This window comes from Actinomycetospora cinnamomea, assembly GCF_003096675.1.
GTDB lineage: Bacteria > Actinomycetota > Actinomycetes > Mycobacteriales > Pseudonocardiaceae > Actinomycetospora > Actinomycetospora cinnamomea.
In genome coordinates this window covers 133,913-151,989 of the sequence record NZ_QEKW01000003.1, presented here as the reverse complement: position 1 = coordinate 151,989, position 18,077 = coordinate 133,913, and the positions used below count along the sequence as shown (strand labels likewise).

The window sequence follows — 18,077 nt, the reverse complement described above, 5'->3', positions numbered from 1 at the left end:
CCCGACACCGTACGACCCGCCCTCACCTACGCTGACGGGCATGCTCACCGGGGCCCCGACCGACCCCGGGCCGACCCGTCCGGACCGTGCACCCGGCGGACACGCCCGGCGCCGCGACACCCTGCGTGGGCTGCTGCGCGAGGCCCGGCTCGACGCGTTGCTCGTCACCGACCTCGTCAACGTCCGCTACCTGTCGGGCTTCACCGGCTCCAACGCGGCCCTGCTTGTCCACGCCGACGACGCCGCCGACCGCGGCGAGGACCGCACCGTGCTCGCCACCGACGGCCGCTACACCGTGCAGGCCGCGGCGCAGGCTCCCGACCTGCCCGTCCTCGTCGAGCGCGCCTGCGCGCCGGCGCTGCTCGCCGCGTTGCCGGCCGCCGCCGTCGTCGGGTTCGACAGCGCCCACGTCACCGTCGACGGGCACGGCGACCTCCTCGACGCCCTGGCCGCCGGTGAGCTCCGCCGTGCGCCGGGCCTGGTCGAGACGCTGCGCGAGGTCAAGGACGCCGGCGAGCTCGACGCGCTGCGCCAGGCGTGTGCCGTGGCCGACGCCGCGCTGGCGGGGATGCTCGCCGCGGACGGGCTGCACCCGGGGCGCACGGAGCGCGAGGTGGCCCGTGACCTCGAGGAGCGCATGCGCGAGGCGGGCGCCGAGGGCCCGTCGTTCGAGACGATCGTCGCCGCCGGGGCCCACGCCGCGATCCCGCACCACCGCCCCACGGACGCGCCGCTGGCCGACGGCGACCTGCTGACCATGGACTTCGGCGCGCTGGTCGACGGCTACCGCTCCGACATGACTCGCACCCTCGTGGTCGGCACCCCGACGCCGTGGCAGCGCGACCTCCACGCCCTCGTCGCCGAGGCCGCGGCCGCGGGCCGGGCCGCGCTCGTCCCCGGTGTCCCGACCCGCGACGTCGACGCCGCCGCGCGCGACGTCATCGCGAGGGCCGGCTTCGGCGAGCAGTTCGTCCACGGTCTCGGGCACGGCGTCGGGCTGGTCATCCACGAGGCTCCGGCGGTGTCGGCGACGGCGACCGCTACCCTGAAGGTGGGGATGACGGTCACCGTCGAGCCGGGCGTGTACCTGGCGGGCAGGGGCGGGGTCCGGATCGAGGACACGCTGGTCGTCACCGACGACGGAGCCGTACCGCTCACCCAGAGCCCCCGGGACCTCGAGGTCCCGTTCCGGTAACGACGCGTAGGAGAGTGCGCGCTACAGATGGCGACGACGAACGACCTGAAGAACGGCATGGTGCTGCGGATCGACGGCAACCTGTGGTCGGTCACCGAGTTCCAGCACGTCAAGCCGGGCAAGGGCGGCGCCTTCGTCCGGACCACGCTGAAGAACGTGATGACCGGCAAGGTCGTCGACAAGACCTTCAACGCCGGCACGAAGGTCGAGACGGCCAACGTCGACCGCCGCGACATGACCTACCTCTACCGCGACGGCGACGACTTCATCTTCATGGACGCCTCCGACTACGAGCAGGTGCCGGTGCCGGCCACCACCGTCGGCGACCAGTCCCGGTTCCTCCTGGAGAACCAGGAGGTCCAGGTGTCGTTCAACGACGGCGTGCCGCTGTACATCGAGCTCCCGGCGTCGGTCGAGCTCGAGATCACGCACACCGACCCGGGCGTGCAGGGCGACCGCTCCACCGGCGGCACCAAGCCGGCCACGGTGTCCACCGGCGCCGAGATCCAGGTGCCGCTGTTCCTGGAGTCGGGCACGAAGGTCAAGGTCGACACCCGGGACGGGCGCTACCTGGGTCGCGTGAGCGGCTGAGGTGACCTCACCCGCGACACCCCGCAAGGGGTCCCGCTCCAAGGCCCGCAAGCGGGCCCTGGACATCCTGTTCGAGTCCGAGGCGCGGGGCGAGGACGCCCAGGAGGTCCTCGCCCGGCGCATCGCCGGCGCCGACGCGCCGCCGGTGTCGGAGTTCGCCGCCTCACTGGTCGAGGGAGTGATCGCGCACCGCGACGAGATCGACGGCGTCATCTCGTCCTACGCGCGCGGTTGGACGATGGCCCGCATGCCGGCGGTGGACCGCGTGATCCTGCGCATCGGCGTCTTCGAGATCCTGCACTCCGACGAGGTGCCCGACCCGGTCGCGATCGACGAGGCCATCGACCTCGCCCGCGAGCTGTCGACCGACGACTCGCCGCGCTTCGTCAACGGCGTCCTGGCGGGGGTGTCGTCGGGGCGGCCGGGCACGGTCGCGGGTCCGAGCCCCGACCGCGTCGACGTCCCCGCGGGTGTCGAGCTGGCGCCGGCCGAGACCCTGCCGGCCGACACCCTGCCGGCCGACACCCTGCCGCCCGCGGACGACGAGCCGACCGCGGGCTGACCTCGCGCACGAACGGGGAGTTCGCGCGCATAGAGGCAGCGAACAGCCCGTTCGCTGCGACTCGCGACCCGGACTACTCGTCGATCCCGCGCGCGACCCGGGCCTCGGGCGGCAGGACGCCCCAGTCCACGAGCTGGTCGGACAGCTCTCCCGGGCTCATGTCGTAGATGATCGCGAGCGAGCGGAGGTCCTCGTTGCGGATCGAGAGGACCTTGCCGTTGTAGTCGCCGCGCTGGCTCTGGATGGCCGCGGCGTAGCGCGCGAGCGGCCCCGCCTTCTCGGCCGGGAGCTGCTGCAGCCGCTCGAGGTTTATGACGATCTTGGCCGCCGGCTCGGAGCCGGAGGGCACGCGCCCCTCGGGCAGCAGCTCGGCCACGGGCACGCCGTAGAAGTCGGCGAGCTCGGCGAGCTTCTGGACCGTCACCGCACGGTCACCGCGCTCGTAGGAACCGACGACCACGGCCTTCCACCGACCGCCGGACTTCTGCTCGACGCCGTGCAGGGACAGCCCCTGCTGCTGGCGGATGCCCCGGAGCTTCGACCCCAGCGCCTTCGCGTAGTCACCCATCTGGCGGACACCCCGTCCTCTCGCGTCGCTCGGCTCGCCCCGCCCGTGCACCCAGCGAAGTCGATACGGAGAGTGATGATGCGCCCCCGGTCGTCACAAGGTCAAGCCGGGACCTCACGGATCGTCGCCGCTTGTGGCTCGGGGCACTCGTCCGGACACGGACCACGGCGCGTAGTGCCTTGCGCTCACGCCCGGCACGTCCGGTCGCCCGCGGCCGCCACGGAAGGTCGGGATGGTCGCTGATAGTGTGCAGAGAGTCCAGACCGACATCCTTTAAGAACCGTCCGGCGAGGCGGAGAAGGAGGTCCCCCGCGTGCCGTCACGGCAGCGGGGCGCACCCGGGTCGGGTGGCGCGAGTGCCGAGGGTGAGCGCGAGCTGCTCTCCGCGGCGGACCTCGCGCGCACCGTGGCCCGGGTCGCCCACGAGATCATCGAACGCACCGCGCCCGACGGCGGTGAGCAGGCCCCGCCGGTCGTGCTCCTGGGCCTCCCGACGCGCGGCACCTACCTCGCGCGCCGGCTCGCCGAGCGCATCACCGAGATCACCGGCGCCGTCGTGCCCACCGGCACGCTCGACCCCACGCTCTACCGCGACGACCTGCGCCTGCGCCCGACGCGCGCGCTCGCCGAGACGGAGCTGCCGGCGGCGGGGATCGACGAGGCGGTCGTGGTGCTCGTCGACGACGTGCTGATGTCGGGCCGCACCGTGCGCGCGGCCCTCGACGCGCTGCGCGACCACGGCCGGCCGCGCGCGGTCCAGCTCGCCGTGCTCGTCGACCGCGGACACCGCGAGCTGCCGATCCGCGCCGACTACGTCGGCAAGAACGTGCCCACCAACCGGTCCGAGGACGTGGCCGTGCGCCTCGTCGAGGTCGACGGCGAGGACGGGGTGAGCCTGCGATGACCGTCGCGGACGGCACGAGCACCGGCATCGGCCTGCGCCACCTGCTCTCCACCGAGGCCCTGCGCCGCGACCAGGCGGAGGCGCTGCTCGACACCGCAGCCGGGATGGAGCAGGCGCTGACGGGCCGCGCCGTGCGCAAGCTCCCCACGCTGCGCGGGCGCACGGTGGTCACGCTGTTCTACGAGAACTCCACGCGCACGCGGGTGTCGTTCGAGGTCGCGGGCAAGTGGATGAGCGCGGACACGATCAACGTCAGCGCGTCGGCGAGCTCGGTGAGCAAGGGCGAGTCCCTGCGCGACACGGCGGCCACGCTCGGCGCGGCGGGCGCGGACTGCCTGATCGTGCGGCACCCCGCATCGGGCGCGCCGCACCGCATCGCCGCGTGGCTGGACCGCGTCGGGCACTCCCACCTGGGCGCCGAGGGCCACGTCGCCGTGGTGAACGCCGGGGACGGCACCCACGAGCACCCGACCCAGGCGCTGCTCGACGCGGCGACCCTGCGGGCCCGGCTCGGGCGGGTGGAGGGCGCGCACGTCGCGATCGTCGGCGACGTCCTGCACAGCCGCGTCGCCCGCTCCAACGCGCACCTGCTGGCGACCCTCGGCGCCCGGGTGACCCTGGTGTCGCCGCCGACCCTGCTGCCGGTCGGCGTGGAGAGCTGGCCGGTCGCGGTGTCGCACGACCTCGACGCGACCCTGGGCGGTGACGCTGCCGGGGGGGCACCCGACGCGGTGATGATGCTGCGCGTGCAGGCCGAGCGCATGCACGGCGGCTTCTTCCCCTCGGCGCGCGAGTACGCGATCCGGTTCGGGCTCTCGCAGGCCCGCGCCGACCGGTTGGCAGACCACGCCGTCGTCCTGCACCCGGGGCCGGCGGTGCGCGGCATGGAGATCGCCAGCTCGGTGGCCGACTCGAGCCGCGCCGCCATCACCGAGCAGGTCACCGCCGGGGTGCACGTGCGGATGGCCGTGCTCTACCACCTGCTGGCCGGGGAGGACGTGGCGTGAGCACCATCAGGATCAGGAACGTCCGCCCCTACGGCGAGGACCCGACCGACCTGTACGTCCGTGACGGCGTCCTCGTGGACACGGTGGACGACCCCGACGAGACCGTCGACGCCGACGGCCTCGTCGCCCTGCCCGGGCTGGTCGACCTGCACACCCACCTGCGCGAGCCCGGCGGTGAGGAGGCCGAGACCGTCGCCACCGGCTCCGCCGCCGCGGCGCTCGGCGGCTACACCGCGGTGTTCGCGATGCCCAACACCGACCCGGTGGCCGACTCGCCCGTGGTCGTCGAGCACGTGTGGCGCCGGGGCCGCGAGGTCGGGCTGGTCGACGTGCACCCCGTCGGCGCGGTCACGGTCGGTCTCGAGGGCAGCAAGCTCGCCGAGATGGGCATGATGGCCGCCTCACCGGCCGGGGTGCGCGTCTTCTCCGACGACGGTCGCTGCGTCAACGACCCGTTGATCATGCGTCGGGCGCTGGAGTACGCCCGGGCCCTGGACGCCGTGGTCGCCCAGCACGCCGAGGACCACCGGCTGACCGTCGGTGCCCAGGCCCACGAGGGCCCCGTCGCCGCGCGGCTCGGCCTCGCCGGGTGGGACCCGACGGCCGAGGAGTCGATCATCGCCCGGGACGCGATGCTCGCCGCCGCGGCCGGCGCGCGCCTGCACGTGTGCCACCTGTCCACGGCGCGGTCGGCGGAGATCGTGCGCTGGGCGCGGGGGACGCTCGGCGGCGCCCGCAGCGGCTTCCGCGTGTCGGCCGAGGTCACGCCCCACCACCTGCTGCTCACCGATACCGCCGCCGAGGACTACGACCCGGTGCACAAGGTCAACCCGCCGCTGCGCCCGTCCGCGGACACCGAGGCCCTGCGCCGGGCCCTGGCGGACGGGACGGTCGACTGCGTGGCCACCGACCACGCGCCGCACGCGGTGGAGGCCAAGGACTGCGAGTGGTCCGCCGCACGGCCCGGCATGCTGGGACTGCAGACGGCGTTGCCGGTGGTGGTGACGACGATGGTCGCCACCGGGCTGCTCGACTGGCGCGGCGTGGCGCGGGTGTGCAGCGAGGCCCCGGCGCGCGTCGCCGGGCTCGCCGACCAGGGCCGTCCGCTCTCACCGGGCGAGCCGGCCACGCTCACGCTCGTCGACCCCGAGGCCGCGTGGACGGTGCGGGGCGCGGCGCTGGCGAGCCTCGCGGCGAACACCCCGTACGAGGGGATGGAGATGCCGGTGTCGGTGGTGCACACCATGCTGCGGGGCCGGTGGACGGTGCAGGACGGAGCCGTGCAGGAGTCGGGAGAGGTTCAGGGAGAGGTGCAGGATGTCTGACGACGCCGTGCTCGTCCTCGAGGACGGCAGCGTCCACCGCGGCGAGGCCTTCGGGGCCCGGGGTCGCAGCCTCGGCGAGGCGGTGTTCGCCACCGGGATGACGGGTTACCAGGAGACGCTGACCGACCCCAGCTACCACCGCCAGATCGTGGTGGCCACGGCGCCGCACATCGGCAACACCGGCTGGAACGACGAGGACGACGAGTCCCGGCGCATCCAGGTCGCGGGCTACGTGGTGCGCGACCCGGCGCGCCGGCCGTCGAACTGGCGCTCGCGGCGCGACCTGGCCGAGGAGCTCGAGCGCCAGGGCGTCGTCGGCGTCTCCGGCGTCGACACCCGTGCGATCACCCGCCGGCTGCGGGAGGCGGGGTCGATGCGCGCGGGGATCTTCTCGGGTGACGCGCTCGCCGACCCCACCTCGCTGCGCGCCGAGGTGCTCGACAGCCCGGCGATGGCGGGCGCCGATCTCGCCGGCGCCGTCACCACCCGCGAGCCCTACACCGTGGCGGCGAGCGGCCCGACGCGCTTCCGCGTCGCCGCGCTGGACCTCGGCATCAAGGCCAACACGCCGCGCATGCTCGCCGAGCGGGGCATCGAGACCCGTGTGGTCCCCTCGACGGCGTCGGTGGAGGAGCTGCTCGAGGGCGGCCCCGACGGCGTGTTCCTCTCCAACGGGCCCGGCGACCCGGCGGCGGCCGCGCACGCGGTCGCCCTCACCGCGGAGGTGCTGCGCCGCGAGGTGCCGCTGTTCGGCATCTGCTTCGGCAACCAGATCCTCGCCCGCGCGCTGGGGCTGGGGACGTACAAGATGCGCTACGGCCACCGCGGGATCAACATCCCGGTCGTCGACCACGCGACGGGCACGGTGGCGATCACCAGCCAGAACCACGGGTTCGCCGTCGCCGGCGAGCCCGGCGCGCGGGTGGACGGCCCCGCCGGGCGCGTCCACCTGAGCCACTCGTGCCCGAACGACGGCACCGTCGAGGGCCTGACCTGCGAGGACGTCCCGGCGTTCAGCGTGCAGTACCACCCGGAGGCGGCGGCGGGCCCGCACGACGCCGCCGACCTCTTCGACCGTTTCGCTCTCCTGTTGGGGAAGTAGCCATGCCGCGCCGCGAGGACATCCACCACGTCCTGGTCATCGGCTCCGGTCCGATCGTCATCGGGCAGGCCGCCGAGTTCGACTACTCGGGCACCCAGGCCTGCCGGGTGCTGCGCGAGGAGGGCCTGCGCGTCTCGCTGGTCAACTCCAACCCGGCGACGATCATGACCGACCCGGAGATCGCCGACGCCACCTACGTGGAGCCGATCACCGTCGAGCACGTCACCAAGGTCATCGAGGCCGAGCGGGCGGCCGGGACCCCTGTGACGGCGCTGCTGGCCACCCTGGGCGGGCAGACGGCGCTGAACACCGCCATCGCCCTGCACGACGCGGGCGTGCTCGAGCGCTACGGCGTCGAGCTCATCGGCGCGGACGTCGACGCCATCCAGCGCGGCGAGGACCGGCTGAAGTTCAAGGACATCGTGCGCTCGATCGGCGGCGACGTCCCGCGCAGCGAGGTCTGCCACTCGATGGCCGAGGTGCGGGCCACCGTCGCCGAGGTCGGGCTGCCCGTCGTCATCCGCCCCAGCTTCACCATGGGCGGGCTCGGGTCGGGCCTGGCCTACACCCACGACGAGCTCGAGCGCCTGGCCGGCACCGGTCTGTCCGCCAGCCCGGTGCACGAGGTGCTCATCGAGGAGTCCGTGCTCGGGTGGAAGGAGTACGAGCTCGAGCTCATGCGCGACGGCAAGGACAACGTCGTCGTGGTCTGCTCGATCGAGAACGTCGACCCGATGGGCGTGCACACCGGCGACTCGGTGACCGTCGCCCCGGCGATGACGCTGACCGACCGCGAGTACCAGGTCATGCGCGACACCGGCATCGCCGTGCTGCGCGAGGTCGGCGTCGAGACCGGCGGCTGCAACATCCAGTTCGCCGTGCACCCCGAGACCGGCCGGCTCGTCGTCATCGAGATGAACCCGCGGGTCAGCCGGTCCTCGGCGCTGGCGTCGAAGGCCACCGGCTTCCCGATCGCCAAGATCGCCGCCCGGCTCGCCGTGGGCTACACGCTCGACGAGATCACCAACGACATCACCGGCGAGACCCCGGCGAGCTTCGAGCCGACGCTGGACTACGTCGTGGTCAAGGTGCCGCGCTTCGCGTTCGAGAAGTTCCCCGGCGCCGACCCCACGCTGACCACGACGATGAAGTCGGTCGGCGAGGCGATGGCGTTGGGCCGCAGCTTCCCCGAGGCGCTCAACAAGGCGCTGCGCTCGGCCGAGACGAAGGCCGGTGGGTTCTGGACGGTGGCCGACCCCGACGAGACGCCGGGCGAGGCGCTGCACCAGGCGTCGCTGCCGCGCGACGGGCGGCTCTACGCCGTGGAGCGGGCGCTGCGCCGGGGCGCGGAGGTCGACGAGGTCAGCAAGGTCTCGGGCATCGACCCCTGGTTCGTCGAGCAGATCGAGGGCCTCGTGCGGCTGCGCGGCGAGATCGCCGACGCCCCGGTGCTCGACGAGGTGCTGCTGCGCCGGGCCAAGCGTTCCGGGTTCTCCGACGCCCAGATCGCCGCGGTGCGCCCCGAGCTGGCCGGCGAGGCCGGGGTGCGGGCGCTGCGCCACCGCCTGGGCGTGCGTCCGGTCTACAAGACGGTGGACACCTGCGCCGCGGAGTTCGAGGCGCGCACGCCGTACCACTACTCGGCCTACGAGTCCGACCCGCACGCGGAGACCGAGGTCGCGCCGCAGACCGAGCGGCCCAAGGTGATCATCCTCGGCTCGGGGCCGAACCGGATCGGCCAGGGCATCGAGTTCGACTACTCCTGCGTGCACGCGGCGTTCAGCCTGCGCGCCGCCGGGTTCGAGACGGTGATGCTCAACTGCAACCCCGAGACCGTCTCCACCGACTACGACACCTCCGACCGCCTGTACTTCGAGCCGCTCACCGAGGAGGACGTGCTCGAGGTCGTGCACGCGGAGCAGGTCTCCGGCGAGGGCGGTCCGGGGCTGGTCGGGGTCGTCGTCCAGCTCGGCGGCCAGACGCCGCTCAAGCTGGCCGCGGGCCTCGAGGCCGCCGGGGTGCCCATCGTGGGGACGCCGCCCGCGGCGATCGACCTCGCCGAGGAGCGCGGCGCGTTCGGCCGCGTGCTCGCCGACGCCGGCCTGCCCGCCCCGCCCTACGGCACTGCGACCAGCTTCGACGGCGCCCGCGAGATCGCGGCGACGGTCGGCTACCCGGTGCTCGTGCGCCCGTCGTACGTGCTGGGCGGGCGGGGCATGGAGATCGTCTACGACGAGGCCACGCTGGCCGACTACATCGTCCGGGCCACCGAGGTCACGCCCGACCACCCGGTGCTCGTCGACCGCTTCCTCGACGACGCCATCGAGATCGACGTCGACGCGCTGTGCGACGCCGAGGGCGAGGTCTACCTCGGCGGGGTCATGGAGCACATCGAGGAGGCCGGGGTGCACTCCGGCGACTCGTCCTGCGCGCTGCCGCCGATCACCCTGGGGGTGGCCGAGCTCGAGACGGTGCGCGCGTCGACGGTGGCGCTCGCGCGCCGGCTCGGGGTGCGCGGACTGATGAACGTCCAGTACGCGCTCAAGGACGACGTGCTCTTCGTCCTCGAGGCCAACCCGCGGGCGTCGCGCACCGTCCCGTTCGTCTCCAAGGCCACGGGCGTGCCGCTCGCCGGGGCCGCCTCACGGATCATGCTCGGGGCCACGGTCGCCGACCTGCGCGCCGAGGGGGTGCTGCCGCCCGTCGGCGACGGCGCCGACCTGCCCCGCGGGCACCCCGTCGCGGTCAAGGAGGCGGTGCTGCCGTTCCACCGCTTCCGGCGCCCCGACGGTCGCGGCGTGGACTCCCTGCTCGGCCCGGAGATGAAGTCCACCGGCGAGGTCATGGGCATCGACCGGGCGTTCTCCACGGCGTTCGCGAAGGCCCAGGCCGCCGCGTCCGGCCCGCTCCCGACGCGCGGGCGGGTGTTCGTGTCGGTGGCCAACCGCGACAAGCGCTCGCTGATCTTCCCGGTGAAGCGGCTGGCCGACCTCGGCTTCTCGATCCTCGCCACGGCGGGCACCGCCAGCGTGCTGGAGCGCAACGGCATCCCGTGCGAGGTGGTGCGCAAGCACTTCGAGGGATCCGACAACATCGTCGACCGGATCGCCGCCGGCGAGGTCGACCTCGTGGTCAACACCCCGGTCGGGCACTCGGGCCCGCGCATCGACGGCTACGAGATCCGGGCGGCGTGCCTGGACGTCGGGGTCCCGTGCGTGACGACGGTCCAGGGCGCCGCGGCCGCGGTGCAGGCCGTGGAGGCCGCGATGCGCGGCGAGGTCGCGGTGACGCCGCTGCAGGTCTTCCACGCCCGTCTCGCCGAGGCACGCACGGAGGGCACCGAGGGCACCGAGTCGTCCCGCACCCCGGTGGCGGTGGCCGGGTCGTGAGCGGTGTCGACGGGGGCGCCGTGTCCTTCCGGACCCGTCTCCGCGAGGCCGTCGCCGCCCACGGCCCCCTGTGCGTGGGCATCGACCCGCACCCCGGCCTGCTGGCCGGCTGGGGCCTCGAGCCCGACGCGGCCGGGGTGGAGCGGTTCGCCCGCGGGGTCGTCGAGGCCCTCGCGGGGCACGTCGCCCTGGTCAAGCCGCAGGTCGCGCTGTTCGAGGTGCTGGGGTCCGCGGGCCTGCGCGCCCTCGAGCGGGCGCTGGCCGACGCCCGGGACGCCGGCGTGCTCACCGTGGCCGACGCCAAGCGGGGCGACATCGGCTCGACGATGACCGGCTACGCGCGCGCCTGGCTGGCCGACGGCGCCCCGCTGGCGGCCGATGCGCTGACGCTCTCGCCCTACCTCGGGGTCGGCGCGCTGGCGCCCGCCCTCGACCTCGCCGCCGCCACCGGGCGCGGGGTGTTCGTGCTCGCCCGCACGTCCAACCCCGAGGCGGCCGGGGTGCAGTCGGCCCAGGCGTGGGTGGAAGGGCCGGATGGGCGCCGCATGCGCGAGGTGGCGCAGTCCGTCGTCGACGCGCTCGCCGAGCACAACGCCGCCCACCGCGACGGGCCGGGGGAGGGGTCGGCCGGCGCGGTCGTCGGGCTCACCCGGGGCACCACCGGCCGCGACCACGGCCTCGACCTCACGGCCCTGGGCGGGCCGGTGCTCGTGCCCGGCCTCGGCGCGCAGGGCGGCACGACCGACGACGTGGCCGCGACCTTCGGGCCGCCGGACGCGTTGGGCGCAACCGGGGGACCGGTCGTGCCCGTCAGTGCCCGCGAGGTCCTCAGGGCGGGCCCCGACCCCGGAGCGCTGAGAGCCGCCGTCGGCGCGCTGAACGGGGCGCTGACGGGGTAGCCCGCTGCGTGCGCGTTCCCAAGGAGTCGATCTCCGGCCGGTGGGCGCGACGGCCGTCCGATCAGCGGGGCCAGCTCTGCTGCGCCACGTGTCCCGACCTGCGGACACTCCCGCCCCACGGACTGTCGGCCGCGCCCGCGCGCGGTACGTTCGCCAGCACTGGTCCAGCCCATCGCCCACCACGGGAGCCCGGTTCGGCCGGTCCCGTCGTCACGACCCCCGGAGGAGAACGTGGCTTTACCCGAGCTGACCGAGGAGCAGCGGGCCGCGGCGCTCGAGAAGGCCGCCGCGGCCCGACGTGCCCGGGCCGAGCTCAAGGAGCGGCTCAAGCGCGGGGGCACCAGCCTCTCGGAGGTGCTCGAGCAGGCCGACAAGGACGAGGTGCTCGGCAAGATGAAGGTCTCGGCGCTGCTGGAGGCCATGCCGGGGGTGGGCAAGGTCCGCGCCCAGCAGATCATGGAGCGCCTGGAGATCGCCCCCAGCCGTCGCCTGCGCGGGCTCGGCGAGCGGCAGCGCAAGGCTCTGCTCGACGAGTTCTCCGGCGGCGAGTGAGCCGGTGACCGCTTGATGGACGGCGCTTGATGGATGGGGCCCCCGACCACGGGCCCGGCCGGCTGATGGTGCTGGCCGGGCCCTCGGGGGTCGGCAAGAGCACGGTCGTCGCGGAGCTGCGGCGGATCGGCGCGCCCCTGTGGTTCAGCGTGTCGGCGACGACGCGGGCCGCCCGCCCCGGCGAGGTCGACGGGCGGGACTACCGGTTCGTCACGCCCGAGGAGTTCGACCGCATGATCGCCGAGGGCGAGATGCTCGAGTGGGCGGACATCCACGGCGGCATGCACCGCTCCGGCACGCCCCGCGCGCCCGTCGACGAGCACCTCGCGGCCGGCGAGCCGGTGCTGCTCGAGCTGGACCTCGCCGGCGCCCGCGCCGTGCGCGACCAGCGCCCGGACGCCCTGTTCGTCTTCCTCGAGCCGCCCTCGTGGGAGGTCCTCGTCGGCCGGCTGATCGGCCGGGGCACCGAGGCCACGGAGGTGGTCGACCGTCGCCTGGCCACGGCCCGCGAGGAGCTCGCGGCGGCCAGCGAGTTCGACGTCACCGTCATCAACCACGACGTCGGGGAGACCGCACGCCGGTTGGTAGAGTTGAGCGTTGGTCCACCCGTCAGCCGTGCCGGCCGGGGGACCGCACCCACCGACTCATCGACGCTGCCGGACCGATCGCCGTCCGGCGCGACCCCCGCAGGAGCGAGCGAGTGAGCATCCCCACCGGACGGACCAGCACCCTCGAGGGGCCGGAGGGCATCACCAACCCCCCGATCGACGAGCTGCTGGAGACGGTGAGCTCCAAGTACGCGCTGGTCATCTACGCGGCCAAGCGCGCCCGCCAGATCAACGACTACTACGCCCAGCTGGGCGAGGGCCTGCTCGAGTACGTCGGCCCCCTCGTCGAGCCCGGCCCGCGCGAGAAGCCGCTGTCCGTGGCGATGCGCGAGATCCACTCCGGCCTGCTCGAGCACACCGAGGGCGAGTGACACCTGCGGACCGACCCCGGGAGATCGTTCTCGGGGTCTCGGGCGGCATCGCCGCCTACAAGGCCTGCGAGGTGCTTCGGCGCCTGCGCGAGGCCGGCAACCACGTCCAGGTGGTGGCCACCCGGGCTGCGCTGCAGTTCATCGGCGCGGCCACGTTCGAGGCGCTGTCGGGCAACCCCGTGCACACCGGGGTGTTCGAGGACGTCCCCGACGTCGCGCACGTCGCCCTCGGCCGCCGTGCCGACCTCGTCGTCCTCGTGCCGGCCACCGCCGACCTGCTGGCGCGCATGGCGCACGGCCGCGCCGACGACATGCTCACCTCGACGCTGCTCACCGCGCGCTGCCCCGTGCTCGCCGTGCCGGCGATGCACACCGAGATGTGGGAGCACCCGGCGACGGTCGACAACGTCGCGACGCTGCGCCGGCGCGGCACCGTCGTCCTCGAGCCCGCGTCGGGCCGCCTGACCGGCGCCGACAGCGGCGCCGGCCGCCTGCCCGAGCCGCCGGAGATCGCCGAGTTCGCCCGGCTGCTGCTGGAGTGGGGCCTTGCCGACAGCGGGGACGCCGGCGGCATGCCCTTCCCGCTGCCCCGCGACCTCGAGGGCCGGCGGGTCGTGGTCTCCGCGGGCGGCACCGCCGAGCCGCTCGACCCGGTGCGCACGCTGGGCAACCGCTCGTCGGGCCGACAGGGCTACGCGCTCGCGCGGGTCGCGGCCCAGCGCGGGGCCGAGGTGACGCTGGTGGCGGGCACGACCGCCGACCTCGACCCGCCGGCCGCGGTCCACCTCCGCCGGGTGCAGACCACCCGCGAGATGCGCGACGCCGTCATCGACGCCGCGAAGGCCGCGGACGTGGTGGTGATGGCCGCCGCGGTCTCGGACTTCCGGCCCGCCTCGCTGTCGGTCGGGAAGATCAAGAAGGGGGACGAGCCGCCCGCGATCCCGCTCGAGTTCAACCCGGACATCCTGCGCGAGCTCGTCACCGAGGACGTCCCGCGCCGCCTCGTCGTCGGCTTCGCCGCGGAGACCGGCGACGAGCAGGGCAGCGTGCTCGAGTACGGGCGCGCGAAGCTCGAGCGCAAGGGCTGTGACCTGCTCGTCGTCAATGCCGTGGGTGCCGGGCGGGCGTTCGAGACCGAGGACAACGAGGGCTGGCTGCTGGCCGCCGACGGGTCGTCGTCGCCCCTGCCGATGGGGTCGAAGGCGGCGCTCGCGGCCCGCGTCTGGGACGCGGTGGCCGAGCGTCTCCCCTAGACGGGACGCGCCGCACGGGAGCACCCGCCCCTTCCCACGAACCCGCGGTGAACACAACCGTTGTGTGACAGGACTGGCATTTGGGCAGGTCAGCGGCCTCGCGATTCGGGCAGTTGCCGTTAGTGTGGACGGGTCCCATTGTCGAGGCAGGGAGAGATTGTGCCCGCTAGGCGTCTGTTCACCAGCGAATCCGTCACCGAGGGCCACCCGGACAAGATCTGTGACGCCGTCAGCGACGGCATCCTGGACGCCCTGCTGGCCCAGGACCCGAAGAGTCGCGTCGCGGTCGAGACGATGGTCACGACGGGGCAGGTGCACGTCGCCGGCGAGGTGACCACCAACGCCCAGGTCAACTATGTCGACGTCGTCCGCAAGACGATCCTCGACATCGGCTACGACTCCTCGGCCAAGGGCTTCGACGGGGAGAGCTGCGGCGTGTCGATCTCCATCGGCGCGCAGTCCAAGGACATCGCCCAGGGTGTCGACCAGGGCTACGAGTCCCGCGTCGAGGGCAACGAGGACGAGATCGCCAAGCAGGGTGCCGGCGACCAGGGCCTCATGTTCGGCTACGCCGACGCCGACACCCCGGAGCTCATGCCGCTGCCGATCGGGCTCGCCCACCGGCTGGCGCGCAAGCTGACCGCGGTCCGCCGCGACGGGACGCTGCCCTACCTGCGTCCGGACGGGAAGACCCAGGTCACCATCGCGTACGACGGCGACAAGGCCGTCGGTGTCGAGACCGTCGTGCTCTCGACCCAGCACGCCGCCGACATCGACCTCGACGAGCTGCTGACCCCCGACATCAAGTCGAAGGTCATCGACCCGGTGCTCGAGGGCATCGACCTCGACTCGTCGAACACCCGCGTGCTGGTCAACCCGACCGGCCGTTTCGTCACCGGTGGCCCCATGGGCGACGCCGGCCTCACCGGCCGGAAGATCATCGTCGACACCTACGGCGGCTACGCCCGCCACGGCGGTGGCGCGTTCTCGGGCAAGGACCCGTCGAAGGTCGACCGCTCGGCCGCCTACGCGATGCGCTGGGTGGCGAAGAACGTCGTCGCCGCGGGCCTCGCGAAGCGGGCCGAGGTGCAGATCGCCTACGCGATCGGCAAGGCGGAGCCCGTCGGCGTGTTCGTCGAGACCTTCGGCACCGAGAACGTGGACCCGGCCAAGATCGAGAAGGCCATCCACGACGTGTTCGACCTGCGTCCCGGCGCGATCGTGCGCGACCTGCAGCTCCTGCGCCCGATCTACCAGCCGACCGCGGCGTACGGCCACTTCGGCCGCGACGACCTCGACCTCCCCTGGGAGCGCACCGACCGCGCCGACGCCCTGAAGTCGATCGCCGGCTGAGGTCCCGGGCGACTCCGCAGGCATCGCACGGTCCCCGTGCGAGCAATGCGGCTTTGCTGGCGTTGAGCGCCAGGATCGCCACATCCTCACGAGCGCGACACGCCCGGCCCGGTCACCTCGATCATGAGGTGACCGGGCCGGCGTGCGTCCGGGCCTCGAGATCCGTACGGGTGGAGCGATCGTGGCGCTCAGGGGAACGTCCGCTCCACCATTGCGGCATCGTGCGACCGGCCGGTGGTCACGAGGGGCCGGGAGGCGTCGGACGGGTCTGGTAGACCGGGGCGCGTGACGGCAGGCGGGACGAGCGAGGCGCTGTTCGCGGCGCCGCCTGCCGAGGCCGCGACGCCCCCGGTCGGGCCCACCGGGAAGCCCGCCGAGAAGCCCCGCAAGGGCCACCGCAACGAGCGCCTCCCCGCCGCGGCGCGCCCCGTCGCGCGGGTGGCCGTGGACGTCAACCTCGCGCACCTCGACCGCCCGTTCGACTACCAGGTCCCCGAGCAGCTCGCCGGCCAGGCCGTCCCCGGTGCGCGGGTGCGGGTGCGGTTCGCCGGGCGCACGGTCGACGGCTTCGTGCTCGCGCGGGAGGACACCACCGAGCACACCGGCCGCCTGGGCTGGCTGGAGAAGGTCGTCTCGCCGGAGCCGGTGCTGGGCCCCGAGCTCGCCGGACTCTGCCGCGCCGTCGCCGACCGCTACGCCGGCACGCTCGCCGACGTCCTGCGCCTCGCCGTGCCCCCGCGCCACGCCCGCGTGGAAGCCGAGACACCGCGTGAGCGCACGCCCGCCGCCGCCCCGGAGACCACCGGCTGGGACGCCTATCCCCGCGGCCCGGCACTGCTCGAGGCCCTGGCCGCCGGCCGCGGCGCGCACGCCGTGTGGCAGGCGCTGCCCGGTGAGGACTGGCCCGCCCGCCTCGCCGAGGCCGCCGCGACGACCGCCGCCGCCGGCCGCGGAGCGGTGATCGTCGTGCCCGACCGCCGCGACCTCGACCGTGTCCAGGCGGCCTGCGAGGCCGTCGCGGGCGAGGACGCCGTCGTCGCCCTCGCCGCCGACCTCGGCCCCGCCGAGCGCTACCGACGCTGGCTGGCGGTCGCCCGCGGGCACGTGCGCATCGTCGTCGGCACCCGCGCCGCCGCCTTCGCCCCGGTGGCCGACCCGGGGCTCGTCGCGGTGTGGGACGACGGCGACGACTCCCACGCCGAGCCCCGCGCGCCCTACCCCCACGCCCGCGACGTCGCCATGACGCGCGCGCACCGCGACGGCGCGGCCCTGCTCGTCGCCGGCTTCGCCCGCACCGCCGAGGCCGCGCTGCTCGTCGCCAGCGGCTGGGCCCACGACGTCGTCGCCGACCGCGCCACGGTGCGCGCCCGGGGCCCCCGGGTCACCGCGATCGGCGAGGACGACCGCCAGCTCCTGCGCGACCCCGCCGCCCGCGCCGCCCGGATGCCGTCGGTGGCCTTCGAGGCGGCGCGCGCGGCGCTGGCGGCACGGGCGCCCGTCCTCGTCCAGGTCCCGCGCCGCGGCTACCTGCCCGCCGTCGCGTGCGCCCGCTGCCGCGAGCCCGCCCGCTGCCGCCGCTGCGCCGGCCCGCTGTCGCTGCCCGCCGCCGGGCGCGGTGACCACGAGGCGGCCCCCACCTGCCGCTGGTGCGGGCACCCCGACGCCGCGTACCGGTGCGGGGCGTGCGGGTCGCCGCAGCTGCGGGCGCTCGCGGTCGGGTCGGCGCGCACCGCCGAGGAGCTGGGCCGCGCCTTCCCCCAGATCGTCGTGCGCAGCTCGGGCGGCGGCGCCGCGGTGCTCGACACCGTGCCCCCCGGCCCCGCCCTGGTGGTGGCGACGCCCGGCGCCGAGCCCGTCGCCGAGGGTGGCTACGGCGCGGCGCTGCTGCTCGACGGCGCGGTCCTGCTCGCGCGTCCGGAGCTGCGGGCGGGGGAGGAGACGTTGCGCCGCTGGTTCGGCGCCGCGGCCCTGGTGCGCCCGGGGCCCGAGGGCGGGCGGGTGGTGGTCGTCGCCGAGTCGTCGACGCCGGCGGTGCAGGCGCTGGTGCGCTGGGACCCGGCCGGGCACGCCGCCACCGAGCTCGCCGCCCGCGAGGAGCTCGCGCTGCCCCCGGCGAGGCGCATGGCCGCGATCGACGGCCCGCCCGCCGCCGTCGCGGACCTCCTGGCGGCGCTGCCCGACACCGTCGAGGTGCTCGGGCCGGTGGAGCTGCCTCCCGGGACGCGCCTGCCCGGCGCCGAGGAGCGCACCGAGGGTGCCGAGCGCTGCCTCGCCCGCGTCCCCCGGACGCAGGGCCGGGAGCTGGCCCGCGAGCTGCACGCGGCGCAGGCGGTGCGTTCGGCGCGCAAGGAGCGCGAGCCGGTGCGCGTGCTGCTCGACCCGCTCGACCCCTTGTAGA

General features: G+C 74.7%; 15 protein-coding genes and 1 pseudogene. 15 read left to right on the top strand and 1 reads right to left on the bottom strand.

The genetic code is table 11. The annotated features are described in order from the left end of the window. Positions 1–40: 40 nt before the first annotated feature. From C8D89_RS07680 to nusB, 3 genes and pseudogenes are all read left to right on the top strand, one after another. On the top strand, positions 41–1,195 hold the full coding sequence (locus C8D89_RS07680; RefSeq protein ID WP_116707524.1) for a M24 family metallopeptidase: 1,155 nt from the start codon (positions 41–43) through the stop codon (positions 1,193–1,195). A gap of 27 nt (positions 1,196–1,222) precedes the next feature. Further along, positions 1,223–1,786: an elongation factor P gene (efp, locus tag C8D89_RS07675; protein ID WP_116707523.1), complete on the top strand. Its 564-nt coding sequence runs from the start codon at positions 1,223–1,225 to the stop codon at positions 1,784–1,786. A gap of 1 nt (position 1,787) precedes the next feature. Then, positions 1,788–2,234, top strand: a pseudogene (gene nusB / locus C8D89_RS07670) (transcription antitermination factor NusB); the annotation flags it as partial. Positions 2,235–2,421: 187 nt separating this feature from the next. Here nusB and bldD read toward each other — a convergent pair. Next, positions 2,422–2,916 (bottom strand): transcriptional regulator BldD, encoded by a 495-nt coding sequence (gene bldD / locus C8D89_RS07665; protein ID WP_116707521.1) that lies wholly within the window; start codon positions 2,914–2,916, stop codon positions 2,422–2,424. A 313-nt stretch (positions 2,917–3,229) separates the two neighbouring features. Between bldD and pyrR the strand changes: the two genes are divergently transcribed. From pyrR to C8D89_RS07605, 12 genes are all read left to right on the top strand, one after another. Beyond that, positions 3,230–3,820 carry a bifunctional pyr operon transcriptional regulator/uracil phosphoribosyltransferase PyrR gene (pyrR, locus tag C8D89_RS07660; RefSeq protein WP_116707520.1) on the top strand — a complete coding sequence of 197 codons (591 nt, stop codon included), beginning with the start codon at positions 3,230–3,232 and terminating at the stop codon, positions 3,818–3,820. Positions 3,821–3,852: 32 nt separating this feature from the next. After that, on the top strand, positions 3,853–4,827 hold the full coding sequence (locus C8D89_RS07655) for an aspartate carbamoyltransferase catalytic subunit (protein WP_116707788.1): 975 nt from the start codon (positions 3,853–3,855) through the stop codon (positions 4,825–4,827). Beyond that, positions 4,824–6,152 carry a dihydroorotase gene (locus C8D89_RS07650; protein ID WP_116707519.1) on the top strand — a complete coding sequence of 443 codons (1,329 nt, stop codon included), beginning with the start codon at positions 4,824–4,826 and terminating at the stop codon, positions 6,150–6,152. Before C8D89_RS07655 ends, C8D89_RS07650 begins: the two co-directional genes overlap by 4 nt. Beyond that, entirely contained in the window at positions 6,145–7,254 is a 1,110-nt protein-coding gene (carA, locus tag C8D89_RS07645; RefSeq protein WP_116707518.1) for a glutamine-hydrolyzing carbamoyl-phosphate synthase small subunit, read from the top strand. Before C8D89_RS07650 ends, carA begins: the two co-directional genes overlap by 8 nt. Before the next feature lie 2 nt (positions 7,255–7,256). Continuing rightward, complete coding sequence (carB, locus tag C8D89_RS07640) at positions 7,257–10,643, top strand: carbamoyl-phosphate synthase large subunit (RefSeq protein ID WP_116707517.1); 3,387 nt, start codon at positions 7,257–7,259, stop codon at positions 10,641–10,643. Continuing rightward, positions 10,640–11,542 (top strand): orotidine-5'-phosphate decarboxylase, encoded by a 903-nt coding sequence (gene pyrF / locus C8D89_RS07635; RefSeq protein WP_243417935.1) that lies wholly within the window; start codon positions 10,640–10,642, stop codon positions 11,540–11,542. The genes carB and pyrF overlap by 4 nt, the downstream gene beginning before the upstream one ends. Before the next feature lie 231 nt (positions 11,543–11,773). Continuing rightward, the gene (gene mihF, locus C8D89_RS07630; protein WP_116707516.1) at positions 11,774–12,094 is read left to right on the top strand and encodes an integration host factor, actinobacterial type; all 321 of its coding nucleotides are present in this window, start codon (positions 11,774–11,776) and stop codon (positions 12,092–12,094) included. Between the two features lie 29 nt (positions 12,095–12,123). Further along, the gene (gene gmk, locus C8D89_RS07625) at positions 12,124–12,798 is read left to right on the top strand and encodes a guanylate kinase (protein ID WP_207787117.1); all 675 of its coding nucleotides are present in this window, start codon (positions 12,124–12,126) and stop codon (positions 12,796–12,798) included. Next, on the top strand, positions 12,795–13,073 hold the full coding sequence (gene rpoZ, locus C8D89_RS07620) for a DNA-directed RNA polymerase subunit omega (RefSeq protein ID WP_207787116.1): 279 nt from the start codon (positions 12,795–12,797) through the stop codon (positions 13,071–13,073). Before gmk ends, rpoZ begins: the two co-directional genes overlap by 4 nt. Further along, positions 13,070–14,326: a bifunctional phosphopantothenoylcysteine decarboxylase/phosphopantothenate--cysteine ligase CoaBC gene (coaBC, locus tag C8D89_RS07615; protein WP_116707515.1), complete on the top strand. Its 1,257-nt coding sequence runs from the start codon at positions 13,070–13,072 to the stop codon at positions 14,324–14,326. The genes rpoZ and coaBC overlap by 4 nt, the downstream gene beginning before the upstream one ends. 174 nt (positions 14,327–14,500) lie before the next feature. After that, positions 14,501–15,679, top strand: a complete 1,179-nt coding sequence (gene metK / locus C8D89_RS07610) for a methionine adenosyltransferase (RefSeq protein WP_116707784.1) — start codon at positions 14,501–14,503, stop codon at positions 15,677–15,679. Between the two features lie 285 nt (positions 15,680–15,964). Continuing rightward, a complete protein-coding gene (locus C8D89_RS07605) occupies positions 15,965–18,076 on the top strand; it encodes a primosomal protein N' (RefSeq protein WP_165825592.1) in 2,112 nt (703 codons plus the stop codon). Position 18,077 lies beyond the last annotated feature (1 nt).